The organism is Mesorhizobium sp. WSM4935, assembly GCF_029625735.1.
Taxonomy (GTDB): Bacteria; Pseudomonadota; Alphaproteobacteria; order Rhizobiales; family Rhizobiaceae; genus Mesorhizobium.
This window is the reverse complement of the sequence record NZ_JARTVR010000005.1, coordinates 167,626-185,493: the sequence shown is the minus strand read 5'-3', so window position 1 is coordinate 185,493 and position 17,868 is coordinate 167,626. Positions and strand designations below refer to the sequence as shown.

General features: G+C 64.6%; 13 protein-coding genes and 1 tRNA gene. 6 read left to right on the top strand and 8 right to left on the bottom strand.

Annotated features, from left to right (window positions below):
• Positions 1 to 27: 27 nt before the first annotated feature.
• Positions 28 to 3,486 carry a chromosome segregation protein SMC gene (gene smc / locus P9273_RS15465; RefSeq protein ID WP_278049686.1) on the top strand — a complete coding sequence of 1,153 codons (3,459 nt, stop codon included), beginning with the start codon at positions 28 to 30 and terminating at the stop codon, positions 3,484 to 3,486.
• 37 nt (positions 3,487 to 3,523) lie between these two features.
• Here the strand turns inward: smc and P9273_RS15460 are convergent, their stop codons facing one another.
• The gene (locus P9273_RS15460) at positions 3,524 to 5,236 is read right to left on the bottom strand and encodes an HAD family hydrolase (protein ID WP_278049685.1); all 1,713 of its coding nucleotides are present in this window, start codon (positions 5,234 to 5,236) and stop codon (positions 3,524 to 3,526) included.
• 237 nt (positions 5,237 to 5,473) lie between these two features.
• Here P9273_RS15460 and P9273_RS15455 point away from each other — a divergent pair, with 237 nt between their 5' ends.
• Positions 5,474 to 5,983, top strand: a complete 510-nt coding sequence (locus tag P9273_RS15455) for an anthrone oxygenase family protein (protein WP_041002339.1) — start codon at positions 5,474 to 5,476, stop codon at positions 5,981 to 5,983.
• Positions 5,984 to 6,067: 84 nt separating this feature from the next.
• Here P9273_RS15455 and P9273_RS15450 read toward each other — a convergent pair.
• The 5 genes from P9273_RS15450 to P9273_RS15430 all read right to left on the bottom strand — a co-directional run bounded on the left by P9273_RS15450 (position 6,068) and on the right by P9273_RS15430 (position 10,358).
• Positions 6,068 to 6,142: transfer RNA gene (locus P9273_RS15450), tRNA-Gln, on the bottom strand.
• Positions 6,143 to 6,376: 234 nt separating this feature from the next.
• The gene (locus P9273_RS15445) at positions 6,377 to 7,333 is read right to left on the bottom strand and encodes an NAD-dependent epimerase/dehydratase family protein (RefSeq protein WP_278049684.1); all 957 of its coding nucleotides are present in this window, start codon (positions 7,331 to 7,333) and stop codon (positions 6,377 to 6,379) included.
• Positions 7,334 to 7,428: 95 nt separating this feature from the next.
• Positions 7,429 to 8,412, bottom strand: a complete 984-nt coding sequence (gene gmd, locus P9273_RS15440) for a GDP-mannose 4,6-dehydratase (RefSeq protein ID WP_278049683.1) — start codon at positions 8,410 to 8,412, stop codon at positions 7,429 to 7,431.
• 90 nt (positions 8,413 to 8,502) lie between these two features.
• Entirely contained in the window at positions 8,503 to 9,915 is a 1,413-nt protein-coding gene (locus tag P9273_RS15435; RefSeq protein WP_278049682.1) for a phosphomannomutase, read from the bottom strand.
• 98 nt (positions 9,916 to 10,013) lie between these two features.
• The gene (locus P9273_RS15430; RefSeq protein ID WP_201414229.1) at positions 10,014 to 10,358 is read right to left on the bottom strand and encodes a VOC family protein; all 345 of its coding nucleotides are present in this window, start codon (positions 10,356 to 10,358) and stop codon (positions 10,014 to 10,016) included.
• A gap of 216 nt (positions 10,359 to 10,574) precedes the next feature.
• On the opposite strand from P9273_RS15430, the gene ppdK reads away from it, so the two are divergent.
• The 4 genes from ppdK (at position 10,575) to P9273_RS15410 (ending at position 16,691) form a co-directional block, all read left to right on the top strand.
• Positions 10,575 to 13,259: a pyruvate, phosphate dikinase gene (ppdK, locus tag P9273_RS15425; RefSeq protein ID WP_278049681.1), complete on the top strand. Its 2,685-nt coding sequence runs from the start codon at positions 10,575 to 10,577 to the stop codon at positions 13,257 to 13,259.
• Positions 13,260 to 13,395: 136 nt separating this feature from the next.
• Complete coding sequence (locus tag P9273_RS15420) at positions 13,396 to 14,583, top strand: glycosyltransferase family 9 protein (protein ID WP_278049680.1); 1,188 nt, start codon at positions 13,396 to 13,398, stop codon at positions 14,581 to 14,583.
• Between the two features lie 320 nt (positions 14,584 to 14,903).
• Complete coding sequence (locus P9273_RS15415; protein ID WP_278049679.1) at positions 14,904 to 15,806, top strand: glycosyltransferase family 9 protein; 903 nt, start codon at positions 14,904 to 14,906, stop codon at positions 15,804 to 15,806.
• A gap of 144 nt (positions 15,807 to 15,950) precedes the next feature.
• Entirely contained in the window at positions 15,951 to 16,691 is a 741-nt protein-coding gene (locus P9273_RS15410; protein ID WP_278049678.1) for a polysaccharide deacetylase family protein, read from the top strand.
• A 155-nt stretch (positions 16,692 to 16,846) separates the two neighbouring features.
• Here the strand turns inward: P9273_RS15410 and P9273_RS15405 are convergent, their stop codons facing one another.
• Entirely contained in the window at positions 16,847 to 17,236 is a 390-nt protein-coding gene (locus P9273_RS15405; RefSeq protein WP_278049677.1) for a DUF427 domain-containing protein, read from the bottom strand.
• A 210-nt stretch (positions 17,237 to 17,446) separates the two neighbouring features.
• Complete coding sequence (locus P9273_RS15400; RefSeq protein WP_278049676.1) at positions 17,447 to 17,803, bottom strand: hypothetical protein; 357 nt, start codon at positions 17,801 to 17,803, stop codon at positions 17,447 to 17,449.
• Positions 17,804 to 17,868: the final 65 nt, after the last annotated feature.

The following is a 17,868-nucleotide window of genomic DNA, read 5'->3' as shown; positions in this document are numbered from 1 at the left end:
CATGGCCTGTAGTGTGGGTCGGCGCGAATGAAATTTTCGCGCCTTCGCCTCCTCGGTTTCAAATCCTTCGTCGAGCCCGGCGAGTTCGTCATCGAACGCGGGTTGACCGGCATTGTCGGGCCGAACGGCTGCGGCAAGTCGAATCTCGTCGAAGCTTTGCGCTGGGTGATGGGCGAAAGCTCCTATAAGAACATGCGCGCGTCCGGCATGGACGACGTGATCTTCTCCGGCTCCGGCACAAGGCCCGCCCGCAACACCGCCGAAGTCACGCTTTTTCTCGACAACACCGACCGCACGGCGCCCGCCGCCTTCAACGATGCCGATGAGTTGCAGGTGTCGCGTCGCATCGAGCGCGAGGCCGGCTCGCTCTACCGCATCAACGGCAAGGAAGCGCGCGCCAAGGACGTGCAGCTTCTGTTCGCCGACCAGTCGACCGGCGCGCGCTCGCCCTCCATGGTCGGCCAGGGCCGCATCGGCGAGCTGATCCAGGCAAAGCCGCAAGCCCGCCGCGCGTTGCTGGAAGAGGCAGCCGGCATCTCCGGCCTGCACACGCGCCGGCACGAGGCGGAGCTTCGGCTCAAGGCGGCCGAGCAGAATCTCGAGCGCCTGGACGACGTCGTCGGCGAATTGGAAGGCCAGATCGACAGCCTGAAGCGCCAGGCGCGCCAGGCTTCGCGCTTCAAGAACCTGTCGGCCGATATCCGCAAGGCGGAAGCGACGCTTCTGCACCTGCGCTGGACGCTGGCCAAGACCCAGGAAGGCGAGGCGCGCTCGGCGCTCGCCGTCGCCACCACGCTGGTCGGCGACCGCGCCGCGGCCCAGATGGCCGCGGCAAGAGAGCAGGGCATCGCCGCGCACCGGCTGCCGGATTTGCGCGACGCGGAAGCCGCCGCGGCCGCGGCCTTCCAGCGCCTGTCGATCGCCAAGACCCAGATCGAGGAAGAGGCCGGCCGCATCCGCTCGCGGCAGGCCGAGCTCGAACGCCGCCTGCAGCAGCTCGATGCCGACATCGCCCGCGAGGAGCGGATGGTGCGCGACAATGCCGATATCCTGGAACGCCTGCGCGCCGAGGAGGCCGAGCTCAACTCGGACAATGCCGGCGCCGCCGAGCGCGAGGCGACCACGCGCGCCGCCTTCGAACGGGCCGGCGCGACGCTGTCGCAGAGCGAGGCAAGACTTGCCGCGCTGACCGCCGAACGCGCCGAGGCGGCTGCCTCGCGCTATCAGATCGAGCGCAGCCTGCGCGAGACCGCCGAGCGCCGCGACCGCTTCGCCCGTCAGCTTGCCGAGGTCGACCGCGAGCTTTCCGACATCGTCGCACGCATTTCAGGTCTGCCCGATCCAGCCGAAAAGCGGCTTCTGGTCGAGGATGCGCTTGCCCGGCTGGAAGAGAGCGAGGCCGGCGCCATCGCCGCCGAGCAGGCGGTCGCGGAGGCGCGCGCCGCCGAAAGCGCCGCAAGGCCTCCGCTGCAGGATGCAAGAGCGGAACTGGCGCGTATCGAGACCGAGGCACGCACGCTGGCGAAGATCCTCAATGCCGCGAGCGGCGATCTCTTCCCGTCGGTGCTGGAGCAGATCAGCGTCGAGCGCGGCTATGAGACGGCGCTGGGTGCGGCATTGGGCGAGGACCTCGACGTTCCGCTCGACCGCAGCGCACCGGTGCATTGGGGCGAAAGCGCAATTCAGCCCGGCGATGCGGCGCTCCCCGAGGGTGTGAAGAGCCTTGCCAGCGTCGTGCGCGCGCCGGCGCAGCTTGCCCGCCGCTTGGCTCAGATCGGCATCGTCGACGCCGCCCACGGTCGCCGGCTTCAAGCATTGTTGGCCCCCGGCCAGCGGCTGGTGAGCCGCGACGGCGCGTTGTGGCGCTGGGACGGCCTGTCCGCGAGCGCCGACGCCCCGACCGCCGCCGCCCAGCGGCTGGCGCAGAAGAACCGTCTGGCCGAGCTCGATGCCGAGGCCGTGCAGGCGACGCGCGTCGTGCGCGAGGCGGAGGAAGCGCTGGCGCGCGCCGAGCAGGCGATGCGCCAGGCAAGTGAGGCCGAGCGCAATGCGCGTCAGGCCGGCCGCGACGCCCAGCATGCGCTGGATGCCGCCCGCAACGCCTTGGCCGAGGCCGAGAAGGCCGGCGGCGAGCTGGTGAGCCGCCGCGCTGCTCTGGATGAAGCGCGTGCGCGCATCGTCGACAGCCATGAGGAGACGCAGGCCGCCTTCCTCGAAGCCGAGGAGATGCTGAAGGACGCACCCGATCTTGGCGATCTCCAGCTGCAGCTCGAACAGGCTTCCGCCAATGTCTCGCGCGATCGCGCCACCCTTGCCGATGCGCGCGCCGTGCATGAGGGCCTGCGGCGCGAGGCCGAGGCGCGCATGCGCCGGCTCGACGCCATCGGCGCCGAGCGCAAGAACTGGCTGGAGCGCGCCGAAAATGCCTCGACGCAGATCGCCGCCCTCGGCGAGCGCAAGGCGGAAGCCGAGGCCGAGCGCGAGCGGCTCGCCGACGCGCCCGACGAGATCGACGCCAAGCGCCGCGCGCTGTTGACCCAGCTTTCCGAGGCCGAGGCGCTGCGCCAGGCGGCGAGCGACCGCCTGCAGGAGGCGGAGAACAAGCAGGCCGAGCTCGACAAGGCGGCCACCGCCGCCGTCCAGTCGCTCGCCGAAGCGCGCGAGACCCGCGTGCGGGCCGAGGAACGGCTCACCGCCGCCGACGAGCGCCGCGCCGAGGTCGAGGCGCGCATCCAGGAAGCGCTGAACACGCCGCCCCATCTCGTCATCAAGCATACCGGCCTCGAAGCCGACGATCCGATGCCTGACATGGCCGAGATCGAGCGACAGCTCGACAGGCTGAAGATCGAGCGCGAGCGGCTCGGCGCCGTCAATCTGCGCGCCGAGGAAGAGCAGAAGGATCTGTCCGACCGGCTGGAGACCATCGTCTCCGAGCGCGAGGACATCATCGAGGCGATCCGCAAGCTGCGTCAGGCAATCCAGAACCTCAACCGCGAGGGCCGCGAGCGGCTGCTGTCGGCCTTCGAGGTGGTCAACGGCCATTTCCAGCGGCTGTTTTCGCATTTGTTCGGCGGCGGCACCGCCGAATTGCAACTGATCGAGTCGGAAGACCCGCTCGAAGCGGGGCTGGAAATCCTCGCCCGGCCGCCCGGCAAGAAGCCACAGACCATGACGTTGCTGTCCGGCGGCGAGCAGGCGCTGACGGCGATGTCGCTGATCTTCGCCGTCTTCCTCACCAATCCGGCGCCGATCTGCGTGCTCGACGAGGTCGACGCGCCGCTCGACGACCACAATGTCGAGCGCTTCTGCAACTTGATGGAAGAGATGGCGAAGACGACCGAGACGCGCTTCGTCATCATCACCCACAACCCGATCACCATGGCGCGCATGGACCGGCTGTTCGGCGTCACCATGGCCGAGCAGGGCGTCAGCCAACTGGTCTCGGTCGATCTTCAGGCGGCCGAAGCGATGCGCGAGGCGAGCTGAGCGCGCGCACCGCTTCCGTGGGGCGTAGCCACCAGCTCTATTCCTCCGGAGCGGTCGCCGGCGCCGTATAGCGGCGGCGCACGGCGTCGATCACCAGCTTGCGGCTCTCGTCAGCCGACAATGCCTTGTTCTTCTCCGCCTCTGCCGTTTCTCGGGCGAGGTCCTTGTCCCTGATCTGCTGGCGGAACCACTTGGAATAATCGCCGGCGCGCAAATGGTATTCCCATGTCTTGTCATCGATGCCTTCCGCCATCTGCGCGAAGATGATGAGGTTGTGGGCTCTGAGGTTCATCGCCTTCTTCGGCCCGGTGAAATAGAAGCTGCCGGCCTCGTCGAGCTCGCCTTCGGCATATTTGCGGCTGTGCCGCTTCAGCGACTGGTCGGGCTCGATCGCCTTGACTGTGAACGGCTTCTTGCCATCGTGCGGGCGCCAGAACAGCACCCGGTCGCCCTTGGGCGATGGAATGTCCTTTGGCGCCTGGAGCCCGGTTTCCTTGCAGAAGGTCTTGATTACGCCCTTCGCCTTGGGACCAAGCGCGATCACCGCCGTTACCAGGCCGAGCGCATCGGTCGAAATCGCTTCGGGGTGGACGGTGATCAGCACCGTGCCGGGCAGCTCGATCGAAAGCACCGATCGCGTGTCTCCGCGCCGCTTGGGCATCAAATGATGCGCCTCGTCGATGATCAGCCAGTGCGGCCTCGCCGTGCGATAGCGGACATTGCCGAGGCCGGGCAGCAATTCGGCGAAAAAATCGGGCCGCTCATCGACTTTCAGCGCCAGGCCATTGACCACGACATTGGTCTGGGGCTTCTCGATCAGTTCCAGCAATTGCTCCTTGTTCGGGGCGGTTGAGCCGTTGCCGAGCGGCACTGCGCCCTTCAGTCCGTCATAGTCGCCCTCGGGGTCGAAAATGCAGAACTGCAGCCCCTTTTCGACCAGCCGTTCGGTGAGCGCCGTGGCCAGCGTCGATTTGCCGATGCCCGAGCTACCGGCGATCAGCACTGTTTCCATCGGCGACAAATAGATGTCCTTGCCGCGCGAGGTTCCGAGCAGCACGCCGCCCAAGCGCTTTTTGGCAGTGAGGTGATCGCGCTTGATCAGTTTGCGGATCAGCTCCTCGACGCCCTTGCCGCGCGCCTCCTTGGTGACGAGGTCTGCCGTCTCCTTTACGGCGGGCAATGCGTTGGCCACCGCGACGCTGCAGCCGGAGGCCCTGAGGAAGGCGTGGTCGTTTTCGGCGTCGCCGACGCCCACGACATTGTGCGGCGACAGCTTCAGGTCTTCCAGCGCTGCCGCCAGCCCGGTCGCCTTGTTGACGCCGGAAGGCAGGATCATCACCGCGCCCTTGTTGAAGATGATCTCCAGCTCCAGCCCTAGCTTCTTGATGACGTCCAGCACGGTCGCCTGGTGCGGCTCCCAGGTGGCGACGATCGAACGGCCGACCGAGAGCGGCTTCACGCCGCGCTTCTTGAGCTTGTCGATGAGATCGGAGGAAGGCGAGGGCGAAATCGTGCGTTCTTCCTCGCTGGCCGGCGTGTAGATCAGCGCGCCGTTCTCCGCCACGACCTTGTCGAACAAGGGGAGCTCGCGAAACACCTCCTTGAGGTCGGGCAGTTCGCGGCCGGTGACGAGGATGAGCTTGCGCCCGGATTTCTTCAGCTTCTCCAATGCCGAGACCGTGCTGGCCGCGACCAGGCCATCATGCGCCAGTGTACCGTCATAATCGGTGGCCAATGCCATGAAATACATTTGGTCGAACCTCTCCGTCGGCCGTTTTGCCGATCCGTCTGGAATGAACAACGCCTGTCCCCGGAAAAGGTTTAGGCTGAGGCTCCGCTTCGCAATGATCGCGGCGTTCGCCCAACTCGCGATGCACCCAGCGCGCCACCCGGCGGAATTGAAGCGTACGCTGATGGGAACCCGGTCAGCAGGATCACGTTCGTTGCTTCTGCAACAAGCACCAGGCCGGAGTGAGAGGCCGATCCGATGTATGTCTTTCTGGAAGTCCTGACCGTCATCCTCGTGGCGGGTGCGATGGCCATGGCGCTCTCCCACGCGCTGGAGCTGCCGGGCAAATTGAGGCTCGCTAGGCAAGAGTATTTCGTTGTCCAACGGATCTACTACCCGGGTTTCACGATTGGAGGGGGCATCGCGGAGGTCGGGGGAATCCTTGCGACGTTTGCGCTGATGCCGGCGTCGAGTGGCCCGATCCAAAGCTGGCTGATCGCCGGCGCCTTGGCCGCGCTCCTCGCAATGCAGCTTGTCTTCTGGCTCATGACCCAGCCGATCAACAAACACTGGCTGCAGGACGTGAAATTGAACGCGCCGGCGCAGCGATTCTTCGCCGCCGAAGGTAGCGACGGAGCTTCGCTTCCGCCGACCCAAGAATGGACAGCACTTCGCAACCGGTGGGAACTCTCGCACGTCGTCCGCGCTGCTTTGGCGATGCTCAGCCTGATCTTGCTGACCACGGCAATCGCTATCCAAGGCGCCTGATGTCCGGTCGAGGTTTCCGATAAAGCCGCCAAACTTCAAAGGAGGCGCGGCCGGTCATTGGTCCAGGTGGCTTCGTTTGAAGGTTGGCTGGGGCGCCAGGATTCGAACCTGGGAATGTCGGTACCAAAAACCGATGCCTTACCACTTGGCGACGCCCCAGCAGGCGGGGCATGCCCGCTGCGCGCGGCCTTATAGGACGAGGCGGAGCAAAGCTCAATGCCGGGGACCAACTAAAATCGGCGACGATGCGGGCCGCCATCCACGGCCGGTTCGTTGCCCGATCGCCGGCGGTGGAGCGCCGGTCGCTGGCGCCGCGCGGCAGCTTCGCGGCTGTGCTGGCACGGCAGCGGTTCAGTTCGGGCTTTCGGGAAGCAGGCGAGGCGTCGTCCCTACTCAGGCCTGGGCCGCGCGCGCGCGGCAATCCTCCAGGACGGCAGCAAGCGTATCTTCGAAGGGATGCTCGGGTGCCCAGCCAAGCAAACTCCGGGCGCGGCTCGCATCGCCAACGATGCATGGCAGGTCGCTCGGTCGCAGCCGCAGCGGATCCTGTTCCATGACGATCTTGGCGCTGCTTTGCGCGAGCAGCAGATCGAGGATGTCTCCTACCCGCCAGGGCACGCCGGATGCAACGTTGAAAATGATGTTCGGGGCAAGGTTGCGGCTGTTCAGGACCGCGCGCGCATAGGCGTTGGCGACGTCGCGGACATCCAGGAAATCGCGCCTGGCATCAAGATTGCCGACACGGATGACCGGCGGAGCCAGGCCCGCTTCGATCCGCGCGATCTGCATGGCGAAGGCAGGCACGGCAAATGCTTCGGTCTGACCCGGTCCCGTGTGGTTGAAGGGACGCATCCGGATACACCTCAACCCCTGGCGTGAAAGTGCGCCAAGCGCGAGGTCGGCCGCGGCCTTGGTCACCGCATAGTCGTCTATCGGAGCAAGCAGCGTGCTTTCGTCGAGCGGCTGCCCGGCTTTCGCGCTTTCGCCATAGACAAGGCCCGACCCGACATGGATCAGCGAGCAGTCCGGAGCCTTGTCGAGGACCGCATTTGCCACGTTGAGCGCGCCGCCGACATGAATGCGCCACGTGTTCCGAGGATCGGCCTGGGCGGTCTCCAGGGCCGCGAGCGCCGCAAGATGAATGACATGGGTGGGCCGGTGACGGGCAACGGCGTCTTGGACGGCGGCCGGGTCGGTCACGTCTAACACTTCGACCTGGCCGAAAGCGGGATGTGGACCGCCATCCTTGGAGGTCGCAGCAACGGCAATGTCGTGCCCGCAAACCCTGCGCAGCGCGTCGAGCACATAGGGGCCGACGAAACCGTTGGCTCCGGTCAGCAAAACCCGCATGCCGGCCTCACGAACCACGAGGCATGATCCGCATGCGCATGCGTGGCGGAAGACGGTGCGTCAAGTCATCGACCTGTAAAAGCAAGAGCTTCCTTTCAACGCTTCGCGGCCGCGTGGCGCGCCAAATCGGCGTCCACCATCTCGCGGATCATCTCTTCCAGGGAGATCGTCGCTTCCCATCCGAGCTTCGCCTTTGCTTTGGCCGGATTGCCGAGCAGGACTTCGACTTCCGCCGGCCTGAATAGGTCGGGATCGATGACAAGATGGTAGTCCATCTTCAGACCTACATGTTCGAATGCGACCCTGCACATGTCACGCACAGTCGTCGTCCTTCCGGTGGCGATCACATAGTCGTCGGGCCGGTCCTGCTGCAGCATCAGCCACATGGCGCGCACATAGTCCTTGGCGTGGCCCCAGTCGCGCCTGGCGTCGATATTGCCCAGGCGCAGTTCCCTTGCCAGCCCTAGCTTGATGCGCGCGACGGCGTCCGTGACCTTGCGTGTCACGAATTCGATGCCGCGCAGCGGCGATTCGTGATTGAACAGGATGCCGCTCGAAGCGTGCAGGCCGAAGCTTTCCCGGTAGTTGACGGTGATCCAGTGACCGTAGACCTTCGCCACCGCGTAAGGAGAGCGGGGATGGAAAGGCGTGGTCTCCGACTGTACCGGCTCCTGGATAAGGCCGTACATCTCGGACGACGAAGCTTGATAGAAACGCGCCTCCGGCATTTCCAGACGCAGCGCCTCGAGAACATTCGTGACGCCGATGCCGGTGACGTTGCCCGTCAGTATCGGCTGCTGCCAGGAAGATTTGACGAAAGACTGTGCGGCGAGGTTGTAAACCTCGTCCGGCCTAATGTCGCGCATGGTCCGGACCAGGCCCGACAGGTCCGTGAGGTCGCCATCCACGATCCGCACGTCGTTCTCGATCCCAAGCCATTTCAGGCGCGCCGTGTTGACCTCGGCTGTGCTCGACCGTCGCGCCAGCCCGTGGACGCTATAACCCTTCGAAAGCAGGAACTGGGCCAGATAGGCGCCGTCCTGCCCCGTGATGCCGGTTATCAAAGCTCTCCTTGACATCGGTATTCTCGGGGATCGAACGAGATACAGAAAACAGGCCGCGCCCCAGGCCTGTGGCACCCGCTGGCGCCACTTTCGCTATATGGTCTCTCAATCATCTGCCAATGTGGTGTCCCGCGCCCGTTGCAGCGCCATTGCCACAATTTCGGTCGCCCTGTCATGACTTGCGGCCTCGGCATAACAACGAAATTCGGGAGCGTTGCCAGAAGGCCGCAAATGGATGATCTCACCGCTGGTCATCCGTGCCCTGAGACCGTCGGTCTCATCGACATCCGCAGCGGTGCCGAAGGGCGCAAGGAATTGCCGCAGCGCGTCGCGGTCGGCGAGCTTGCGCATCAAGCCGCGCGATGCCTCGACGGCGAAGTTCTCGAGCCGCGCGCTGGCGCAGATCGGAAGGTTCCAGGTTTCGCGCAGGCCGGACAGCGATTTGCCCGTCAATGCGGACGTGCCCAGCACCGCCAGGATGGGCAAAAACGAATCCCGCGTCGGCAACGCGGACAAGGTTCTGCCGTTCACCAGGCAATCCGACCCCAGAAGAACCCCGCCATTGGCCTCGAAGCCGACGACGATGCCGCTGGCCGGTTGCACTGCCTCCATGCCCGCTATGACGAAGGGTGATCCAACCTTTGTTCTCACCACCTTGAAGCCGAAAGCTCCGGAGATGCCCGAATTGGAGGTCACAGGCGTCACCACGGTATCGGCCCGCAGGAACAGCGCCGTGGACAGGCCGATCAGGTCGCCGCGGAACAGCTCGCCATTTTCGTCGATGACGAGAGGGCGGTCGGCATCGGCATCGGCCGAGAGCATGGCGTCCAATTTGAATTCGCGCACCCAGTCTTTCAGCTTCGCCATTGTTTCCTGGCCGACCGCCTCCGTGTCGATCGGCACGAAAACCTCCGTTTTTCCAACAGCAACGACATCCGCGCCGTACCTTCGCAGGACCTCAACCAGCAGGTCCGCCGCCACTGTGCTGTGCTGGTAGACGCCGAGCTTCATTCCGGAAAAGGCGCCGAGAGGCAGGATGCGGTCGATACGGTCCCGAAAGGCCGCGAGCGCCTGTTCATGGCCGGCTTGCCAACTCGCGCGGGCCGGCGGCCAGGGATATTGATCCGAAAGCTCCGCGACATGAGCGGTGATCGCGGCCTCGTCCGCCTTGTCGATCTCGCCCCTCGCCCCGTAGAACTTGATGCCGTTGCGGTCGGCGGGAATATGCGAGCCCGTCACCATGAGCGCCGCGGCGCCGCGCAGACGGGCATAGAAGGCAAGCGCAGGCGTGGGGAGGGGGCCGCAATCGACCGGCTGGAAGCCGCCCGCGGCCAGCGCCGCCATGCAGTCTTCAGCTATCGTCTGACTGCTGTCGCGCAGGTCGCGCCCGACGAAGACCTCGCCTTGCTGAAATCCGGTCGACCGCAAGCGCCGTGCAAAGCCCTCGCTATAGAGTCCGCTTGGCCGTCCGACCAATTCGGCAGCCAGACCCCGAACACCGCTTGAGCCGAATTTCATCAGTCTGCTTTTGCTGTTGGAGGTTGCCGCCGTTCATTGGAATGAGCCCGGCCGCCCCCCGGCTGTCAACAGCAAAACAACTTGAAACCGCGACTTCCCTAATGTCCCCAAACGGCCAGTTCGTTGCCGGCCGGATCGGTGAAGTGGAACCGCCTGCCGCCGGGGAAGGAAAAGATCGGCTTGACGATGGTGCCGCCGGCACTCTCGACCGCGTCCAGCGTTTCCTCGAGATTTTTGGAGTAGATGACGGGGAGCGGTTTGGCGGGTGCTTCGCCGGCATCCGCCTGGAAGCCGCCGTCGAGGCCTTCGGCAAAGGCGGAATAGGTCGGACCGTAATCGGTGAACGACCATGAAAAGGCAGCGCTGTAAAAGGATTTGACGCTGTCCAGCGTGCCGCCCGTCGCCGGCAGTTCCAGATAGTCGAGTTTTCCGTTGAGTTTCATCACGCTACTCCACTCGTGTTCCTGTTCTGTTCTATATCGCGCCATACCCTCCCGCAAGTATTTTTGCCGCAGCTTTTGCTTAATCGATTGTAGTTGCTGCAGGCGCCCGGCCGGAGCTTGCCTTTCGCACTGCAGCATCCTATCGCTCGGATCGCAAAGGCGGGGAACCGGGCCGTGGTCCGGCTGTTTCTATCTTCCACGAACTGGAGGGCATGCATGACCAAGTGGGTTTACACCTTCGGCGATGGCGCCGCCGAAGGCCGTGCCGGCGACCGCAACCTTCTCGGCGGAAAAGGTGCCAATCTGGCCGAGATGTGCAGCCTCGGGCTGCCGGTGCCGCCCGGTTTCACCATCACCACGGAGGTCTGCAACGCCTATTACGCCAACGGCCGCACCTATCCCGAAGCGCTCGAGGCGGATGTCGCCGCTGCTCTCGACCATATCAGCCGGATCACCGGCCGCCGCTTCGGCGATCCGTCGAAGCTGCTTCTGGTCTCGGTGCGCTCCGGCGCCCGGGCTTCCATGCCCGGCATGATGGATACGGTGCTAAATCTCGGCCTCAATGACGAGACGGTCGAGGCTTTGGCCGCTGATTCCGGTGATGCACGTTTTGCCTATGACAGCTACCGGCGTTTCATCCAGATGTATTCCGACGTCGTCATGGGCCTCGACCACGAAGTGTTTGAGGAGATCCTCGAGGACCAGAAGGCGAGCCTCGGCCACGAGCTCGACACCGAGCTGACAGCCGAGGAATGGCAGGGCGTGATTGCGCTCTACAAAGCCAAGGTCGAGGAAGAGCTCGGCAAGCCGTTCCCGCAGGATCCGCAGGAACAGCTCTGGGGCGCGATCGGCGCCGTGTTCTCGAGCTGGATGAACAACCGCGCCATCACCTATCGGCGCCTGCACGACATCCCGGAAAGCTGGGGCACGGCGGTCAATGTCCAGGCCATGGTGTTCGGCAATATGGGCGACACGTCGGCGACCGGCGTCGCCTTCACCCGCAATCCCTCGACCGGCGACAGGCAGCTCTATGGCGAGTTCCTGGTCAACGCCCAGGGCGAGGACGTGGTGGCCGGCATCCGCACGCCGCAGAACATCACCGAGGCGGCGCGGATCGCCGCCGGCTCCGACAAGCCGTCGCTGCAGAAGCTCATGCCCGACGCCTTCCAGGCTTTCGTCGACATCTCCGACCGGCTGGAAAAGCATTACCGCGACATGCAGGATCTCGAATTCACCATCGAGCGCGGCAAATTGTGGATGCTGCAGACCCGCTCCGGCAAGCGCACCGCCAAGGCGGCGCTGAAGATCGCCGTGGAGATGGCGAAGGACGGGCTGATCACCAAGGAGGAGGCGGTCGCCCGCATCGATCCGGCCTCGCTCGACCAACTGCTCCATCCGACCATCGACCCGAAGGCGGCGCGCGACGTCATCGGCATGGGCCTGCCTGCCTCGCCGGGTGCAGCCACCGGCGAAATCGTTTTTTCCTCCGCCGATGCCGAGGATGCCAAGGCGCAGGGGCGCAAGGCGATCCTGGTGCGCATCGAGACCAGTCCGGAAGACATCCACGGCATGCATGCCGCAGAAGGCATCCTCACCACGCGCGGCGGCATGACCAGCCACGCCGCGGTGGTGGCGCGCGGCATGGGCAAGCCCTGCGTGTCCGGCGCCGGCTCGCTGCGCGTCGACTACAAGTCCGGCACGCTCATCTCGATGGGCCAGACCTTCCGCAAGGGCGACATCATCACCATCGATGGCGGCAACGGCCAGGTGCTCAAAGGAGCGGTCGCCATGCTGCAGCCGGAACTGTCGGGCGATTTCGCCGCCATCATGGAATGGGCGGACGCCGCTCGTCGCATGAAGGTGCGCACCAATGCCGAAACGCCGCTCGATGCGCGCATGGCGCGCTCTTTCGGCGCCGAGGGCATCGGGCTTTGCCGCACGGAGCACATGTTCTTCGACGGCGACCGCATCGTCGCCATGCGCGAGATGATCCTGGCCGACACCGAGAAGGACAGGCGCGCGGCGCTGGACAAGCTGCTGCCCATGCAGCGCTCGGACTTCCTAGAGCTGTTCGAGATCATGGCCGGCCTGCCGGTGACGATCCGTCTGCTCGACCCGCCGCTGCACGAGTTCCTGCCGAAGACCGAGGCCGAGCTCGCCGAGGTCGCTTCCGCCATGAACGTATCGGCCGACAAGCTCAGGCAGCGCACCGAGGCGCTGCACGAATTCAATCCGATGCTCGGCCATCGCGGCTGCCGGCTCGCCGTCTCCTATCCGGAGATCGCCGAGATGCAGGCGCGCGCCATCTTCGAGGCGGCGGTCGAGGCCGGCCGCAAGGCCGGGGCGCTGGTGGTGCCGGAAATCATGGTGCCGCTGGTCGGTCTGGTGAAGGAGCTGGAATACGTCAAAGCGCGCATCGATGCGGTGGCGCAAAGCGTGATGCAGGAGACCGGCACCAAGATCGATTACCTCACCGGCACGATGATCGAGTTGCCGCGCGCGGCGATCCGCGCCCATGTCATTGCCGAAGCGGCCGAATTCTTCTCCTTCGGCACCAACGATCTCACGCAGACGACTTTTGGCATCTCTCGCGATGATGCCGCCTCCTTCCTCGAAACATACCGGCAGAAGGGCATCATCGAGCAGGATCCGTTCGTGTCGCTCGATGTCGACGGCGTCGGCGAGCTGGTGCGGATTGCGGCGGAAAAGGGCAAGAGGACGCGGCCCGCTATCAAGCTCGGCATTTGCGGCGAGCATGGCGGGGATCCGGCCTCGATCCGTTTCTGCGAGGAGGTCGGCCTCGACTATGTGTCGTGCTCGCCCTACCGTGTGCCGATCGCCAGGCTGGCCGCCGCGCAGGCTGCGGTGGCCGGGGCGAAGAGCGCGGCAAAACGCGCCTGAGGGGCCTTCGGCGAGCAGCGTCCCGGTACCTTACCGTTTTGTATGCAATGTCACGCGAACGTGCGCGTGACGGCCCTGAATCTCGACACCATTCCAAGCTAGCTTCCCAAACCGCATTCATTGGTGTCGGAAACCCATGTTGCAGATCGCTCCAACCGCCTTCCGGTCGATCCTGATCGTGCAGACCAAGTTCATCGGCGACATCGTCCTTGCCTCGGCGCTGGCGAAGAACCTGCAGCTTCAATATCCGGGTGTTAGGATCGTGTTTCTCTGCGAGGAGCATTTCGCCGGTTTCCTGACGGCGCACGGTATTGCCACCGAGGTCGTGCCCTTCAGCCGTGCCAAGATGCGCGGTTCGCCGCTGGAGCGGGGGCGCGAGCTCTTCCGCATGGTGCGGACTTTGCGGCAGCACCGCTTCGACATGACCATCGACATCACCGACTCCAAGACCTCGCGGATCATTTCCAAACTGGTCAACGCTCCGGTCCGGGTCGGCTATTTTCCGACGGAGCGGCCTTTGCGCTGGCATGAGCGCCAGCCCGCCAACGTTCGGATGAAACCCTACGGATTCGGCAAAAAGCATTATCTCTATCGCTATTTGTCTCCGTTGGAGGCACTTGGCATCGCCCTGCGCGTCAGGGTTCCGGCCATTCGACCGTTGCCCTTCGAGACGACGCGCGCCTTGGCTTTGCTGGCCAGGCACAAAATTCAGCCAAACGCCTTTATTGCCGTTCATGCCGGGGCAAGCTTCGTCGGCCGGCGCTGGCAGCCGGAGCGCTTCGCCGAAGCAATCGACAGGATCGTGCGGGAAACCGGCCTGCGGTTGGTTCTGGTCGGCGGTCCGGACGAGAGCGAGGCGACCGGCAGGATCATCGCGGCGGCGAAGACGCCTGTCGTCAACCTGGCGGGCATGCTGCGGCTGGAAACCCTGCTGGCGCTGCTCAAGGAAGCGCGGCTGTTTCTCGGAAATGAAAGCGGGCCCATGCATATAGCGGCCGCGGCAGGTACGCCGGTGGTCGGCCTGTTCGGCCTGACCAACCCGGTCCGTTGGGCGCCGGTCGGCGTGCCGAGCATCTCGCTCAGGCCCTCCATGCCTTGCGACTGCGTCGGCGGTGACCTGTGCCGTCGGACCGATCCGAGCAAGGCATGCTGTGTCTGGCGCCTGGAGGTCGATCCGGTCGTCGAGGCCACGCTGGAACTCCTGGCACGGACGGAGATGCCCCAGGAGGCCGCGGTCTGTCATCCGCGGGAGACTTCGTGCCGTCCGTCGGCTGCATGGCAAAGCGACCAAATACAGGTTTTCACCACTTCCATGAAACGGTGAAGCGCTGAGCCGGCACGTGCGAGTCGCTCTGGTCCACGACCTTGTGGTCTTGTATATGAGAGCCACGTGAAACATGCGCATGGCGGCTCCAGATGTCGACGTCTCAGCCCAGGTCTGTTGCCGAGATACCGATATTGCAAGGTCCCTTCGCAGACGTGCGCTCCATACTAATCCTGCAAACGAAATATATCGGCGATCTGGTTCTTGCCTCGGCGCTCGCGAAGAATCTGCAGATCGCCTATCCCGGCGCCAGGATTGTCTTCCTTTGCGAGGCTCGCTGCGCAAGCTTCCTGACCGCCCACGGGATCGCGGCTGAGACTGTGGCGTTCAAGCGCTCGAGCGCGCGCGGCACGGTATTGCAGCGCGGCGTGGAACTCTACCAGGTGTTGCGAAAGCTTCGTCGTTTGGCCTTCGATATGACCATCGACTTGACCGATTCAAAGACGACGCATTTCGTCGCCATGGTCGTCAACGCCAGGATCCGGGTCGGCTATTTCCCGACCGAGAGGCCATTGCGTCGATTCGAGCGCCAATCCGCGAACGTCCGGGCCAAGCCCTTCGGCTATGGCGAAAGACATTTCCTTTATCGCTATCTGTCTCCGCTGGAGGCGCTCGGGGTGGATTTGCGCGTGCGGTTTCCCTCGATCGAGCCGCTGCCGTCGGAAACCGCGCGGGTCCTGACATTGCTGGAACGCTGCGGTCTTCGACGCAAAGCCTTCCTGGTCGTGCATGCCGGAGCAAGCTTTCCGGGGCGCCGGTGGCAGCCTGAGCGTTTCGCGGCGGTCATCGACACGATATCGAGTGAGACCGATCTCGCCGTCGCTCTGGTCGGCTCTCCCGACGAAGCCGAGGCAAACGACCAGATCGTGGCTATGAGCAAGGCGCCGGTCGTCAATCTGGTAGGTAAGCTATCACTAGAAACGTTGATGGCGCTGCTCAAGGAGGCGCGGCTCTTCCTCGGCAATGAAAGCGGCCCGATGCATATGGCCGCCGCAGCCGGCACCCCGGTCGTCGGCCTGTACGGCCTGACCAACCCGATTGCATGGGGTCCGGTTGGCGCACCCAGCATCTCGCTACGGCCCCCAATGCCTTGCGAGTGTGTGGCCGCTGCCAGGTGTCATCGGACCAATCCAAGCAAGGCATTTTGTGTCTGGCGCCTGGAAGTACACACGGTCGCCGAAGCGGTGCGCGAACTGCTGGCGCGGACGGAGAGGCCCATATAAGCCGCGGTGTAGAGCGAAGCAAATTTTCGCGACTGCCGGTTTTTGCGCTGTTTGCCGTCCCGATTTTCGCCTAGATGCCGCTTTGTAGAGACGAGTTACTGGCGCGTGCGGAGAATGCCCGGACGTGGCGATTTGGAACGGATGATGGGCCTGCTTCGAAATTCCCTTTGCGCGCTGTCGCTGTTCGCGGCGTCGGCGGGTAATGCCGCGACACTGCTCGAGCCGACGCTGCATCTGAAGCCGCAGGGGGCTGAAGGCGGCGGCGGTCGCGTCGCCCTGACGCTCGATGCCTGCGGCGGCAAGACCGACACAAGGATCCTTTCGGCGCTTGTCGACAACAGGATACCGGCGACGATCTTCGTGACCGGCATCTGGCTGAGGCGCAATGCCGAAGCCGTCGAGATCATGCGGGCGCATCCCGACCTGTTCGAGCTGGAAAACCACGGGGGCCGCCACATTCCGGCGGTCGATACGCCGCAAAAGATCTACGGCATCCGCAGCGCCGGCAGTCCGGACGCAGTGCAGGCCGAGGTTCAATCCGGCGCCGCCGCCCTTGCCGGGGCAGGAGGGCCGGCGCCCAAATGGTTCCGCGGCGCCACCGCCGAATACAGCCCCTCGGCGATCGCCATGATCCGCAAGCTTGGCTTCAAGATCGCCGGCTTCTCGGTCAATGGCGACGGCGGCTCGCTGCTCGGCGCCAAGGAAACGGCGCGCCGCATCGGCGCCGCCAAGGACGGCGACGTCATTATCGCCCACATCAACCAGCCGACCCATGCCGCCGGCGAAGGCGTGGTTCAGGGCCTGCTCGCCTTGAAGCGGGAGGGCATGACCTTCGTGCGCCTCGACGATGCCGAGGGTATAGGCAACGACGGCACGACGGACTGAGGCGCCACGATATTCAGGTGAGGCCGGCCTGCGAACAGTGAGTTCCTGCGCTTCCGGTACTCACGGACTGAATGTCCGCTCCGTTCCGGTCCTCGGAACTCAGTTTTCTCGGTTCGGCCTGACCTCCATCTCAAGGCACCTCTGGCAGGCCAGACTCAGCCCGGTTCGGCTTCGACCGTCACCTTGCTCGTATAGAACGCGCCGTGATTGCGGAGTTCGGCCATTTCGTCGAACGGCTGTTCGTAGGCCCACATCGCGTTCGTGCCGGCTTCGCCGGCCGGCTGGACGCTCCAGTAGCTGGCATCGCCCTTGTAGGGGCAGTGCGTGGAGTGCTCAGTGCCGGAGAGCTTGCTGAAGTCGATGTCCTCGAAGGGGATGTAGAAGGCAGCCGGGTAGGGCGGTTCCGACAGCACCTTGGCCCGGGTCGACCGGGCGATGATGGTGTCGCCCGCGCGCACGGTGACGCTGCCGCGGTAAGGTTCGACGGTGATCACCTTGCCCGGATTGCGCTGAAAGCCGGGGGCGGGGTTGGCGGGCTTGTCCATGAATGGTCTCCTGGAGCAATTCCAGGAAAAGTGCGAAGCGGGTTTTCCGTCCGGAATTGCGTCAAAACGAAGAAAGAGAGCGTTTCGTCATTTCCGTGAAACGGTGAAGCGTTCTCGCGGCGAAGACTTACATGTGTAGACCAAGCGCGTCGCGCAAGCGCGCATCCCGCTGGCGTCATCACCATTCATTAAACGTCCGTGTTCCAGTCGTCAGGCGGCCGCTTTGAATGCATCCATGAGGCCGGCATAGGCTGCGGCAATGCCCGCAACCGGGTTGGTGCTTCGCGCCGCGGTTTCGACCTTGAGCGCGCCGCCGCTGGTCGGCAGCGTGAGCAGCAGGAACTGACGGTTGCCGGCGTCGCCGATACAGGCGGCGGCGACATGCTCTCCATCGGCGCCGTTTTCGACCCGCATCTTGAATAGCAACGTTCCGCCGACGGCCTCCAGCGCGCCGCCGACGACTTCGGCGAATTCATCTTCGGAAACGGTTTTGGTGTCCGGCGTCAGATCGTCCAGACTTTCGGCAAGCGTGCTTTCGAGGGCCTTTTCGTCGAGCTGCGCGTCCATGCGAATCTCTCCATTCGCCAATCTCACCCAGCCCGTTAATGAAGCTTAACGGCGAGGATGGCCGG

Coding starts and splice junctions, on each gene's coding strand:
- smc (WP_278049686.1), top strand. CDS start 28: ATGAAATTTTCGCGCCTTCGCCTCCTCGGTTTCAAATCCTTCGTCGAG.
- P9273_RS15460 (WP_278049685.1), bottom strand. CDS start 5,236: ATGTATTTCATGGCATTGGCCACCGATTATGACGGTACACTGGCGCAT.
- P9273_RS15455 (WP_041002339.1), top strand. CDS start 5,474: ATGTATGTCTTTCTGGAAGTCCTGACCGTCATCCTCGTGGCGGGTGCG.
- P9273_RS15445 (WP_278049684.1), bottom strand. CDS start 7,333: ATGCGGGTTTTGCTGACCGGAGCCAACGGTTTCGTCGGCCCCTATGTG.
- gmd (WP_278049683.1), bottom strand. CDS start 8,412: ATGTCAAGGAGAGCTTTGATAACCGGCATCACGGGGCAGGACGGCGCC.
- P9273_RS15435 (WP_278049682.1), bottom strand. CDS start 9,915: ATGAAATTCGGCTCAAGCGGTGTTCGGGGTCTGGCTGCCGAATTGGTC.
- P9273_RS15430 (WP_201414229.1), bottom strand. CDS start 10,358: ATGAAACTCAACGGAAAACTCGACTATCTGGAACTGCCGGCGACGGGC.
- ppdK (WP_278049681.1), top strand. CDS start 10,575: ATGACCAAGTGGGTTTACACCTTCGGCGATGGCGCCGCCGAAGGCCGT.
- P9273_RS15420 (WP_278049680.1), top strand. CDS start 13,396: ATGTTGCAGATCGCTCCAACCGCCTTCCGGTCGATCCTGATCGTGCAG.
- P9273_RS15410 (WP_278049678.1), top strand. CDS start 15,951: ATGGGCCTGCTTCGAAATTCCCTTTGCGCGCTGTCGCTGTTCGCGGCG.
- P9273_RS15405 (WP_278049677.1), bottom strand. CDS start 17,236: ATGGACAAGCCCGCCAACCCCGCCCCCGGCTTTCAGCGCAATCCGGGC.
- P9273_RS15400 (WP_278049676.1), bottom strand. CDS start 17,803: ATGGACGCGCAGCTCGACGAAAAGGCCCTCGAAAGCACGCTTGCCGAA.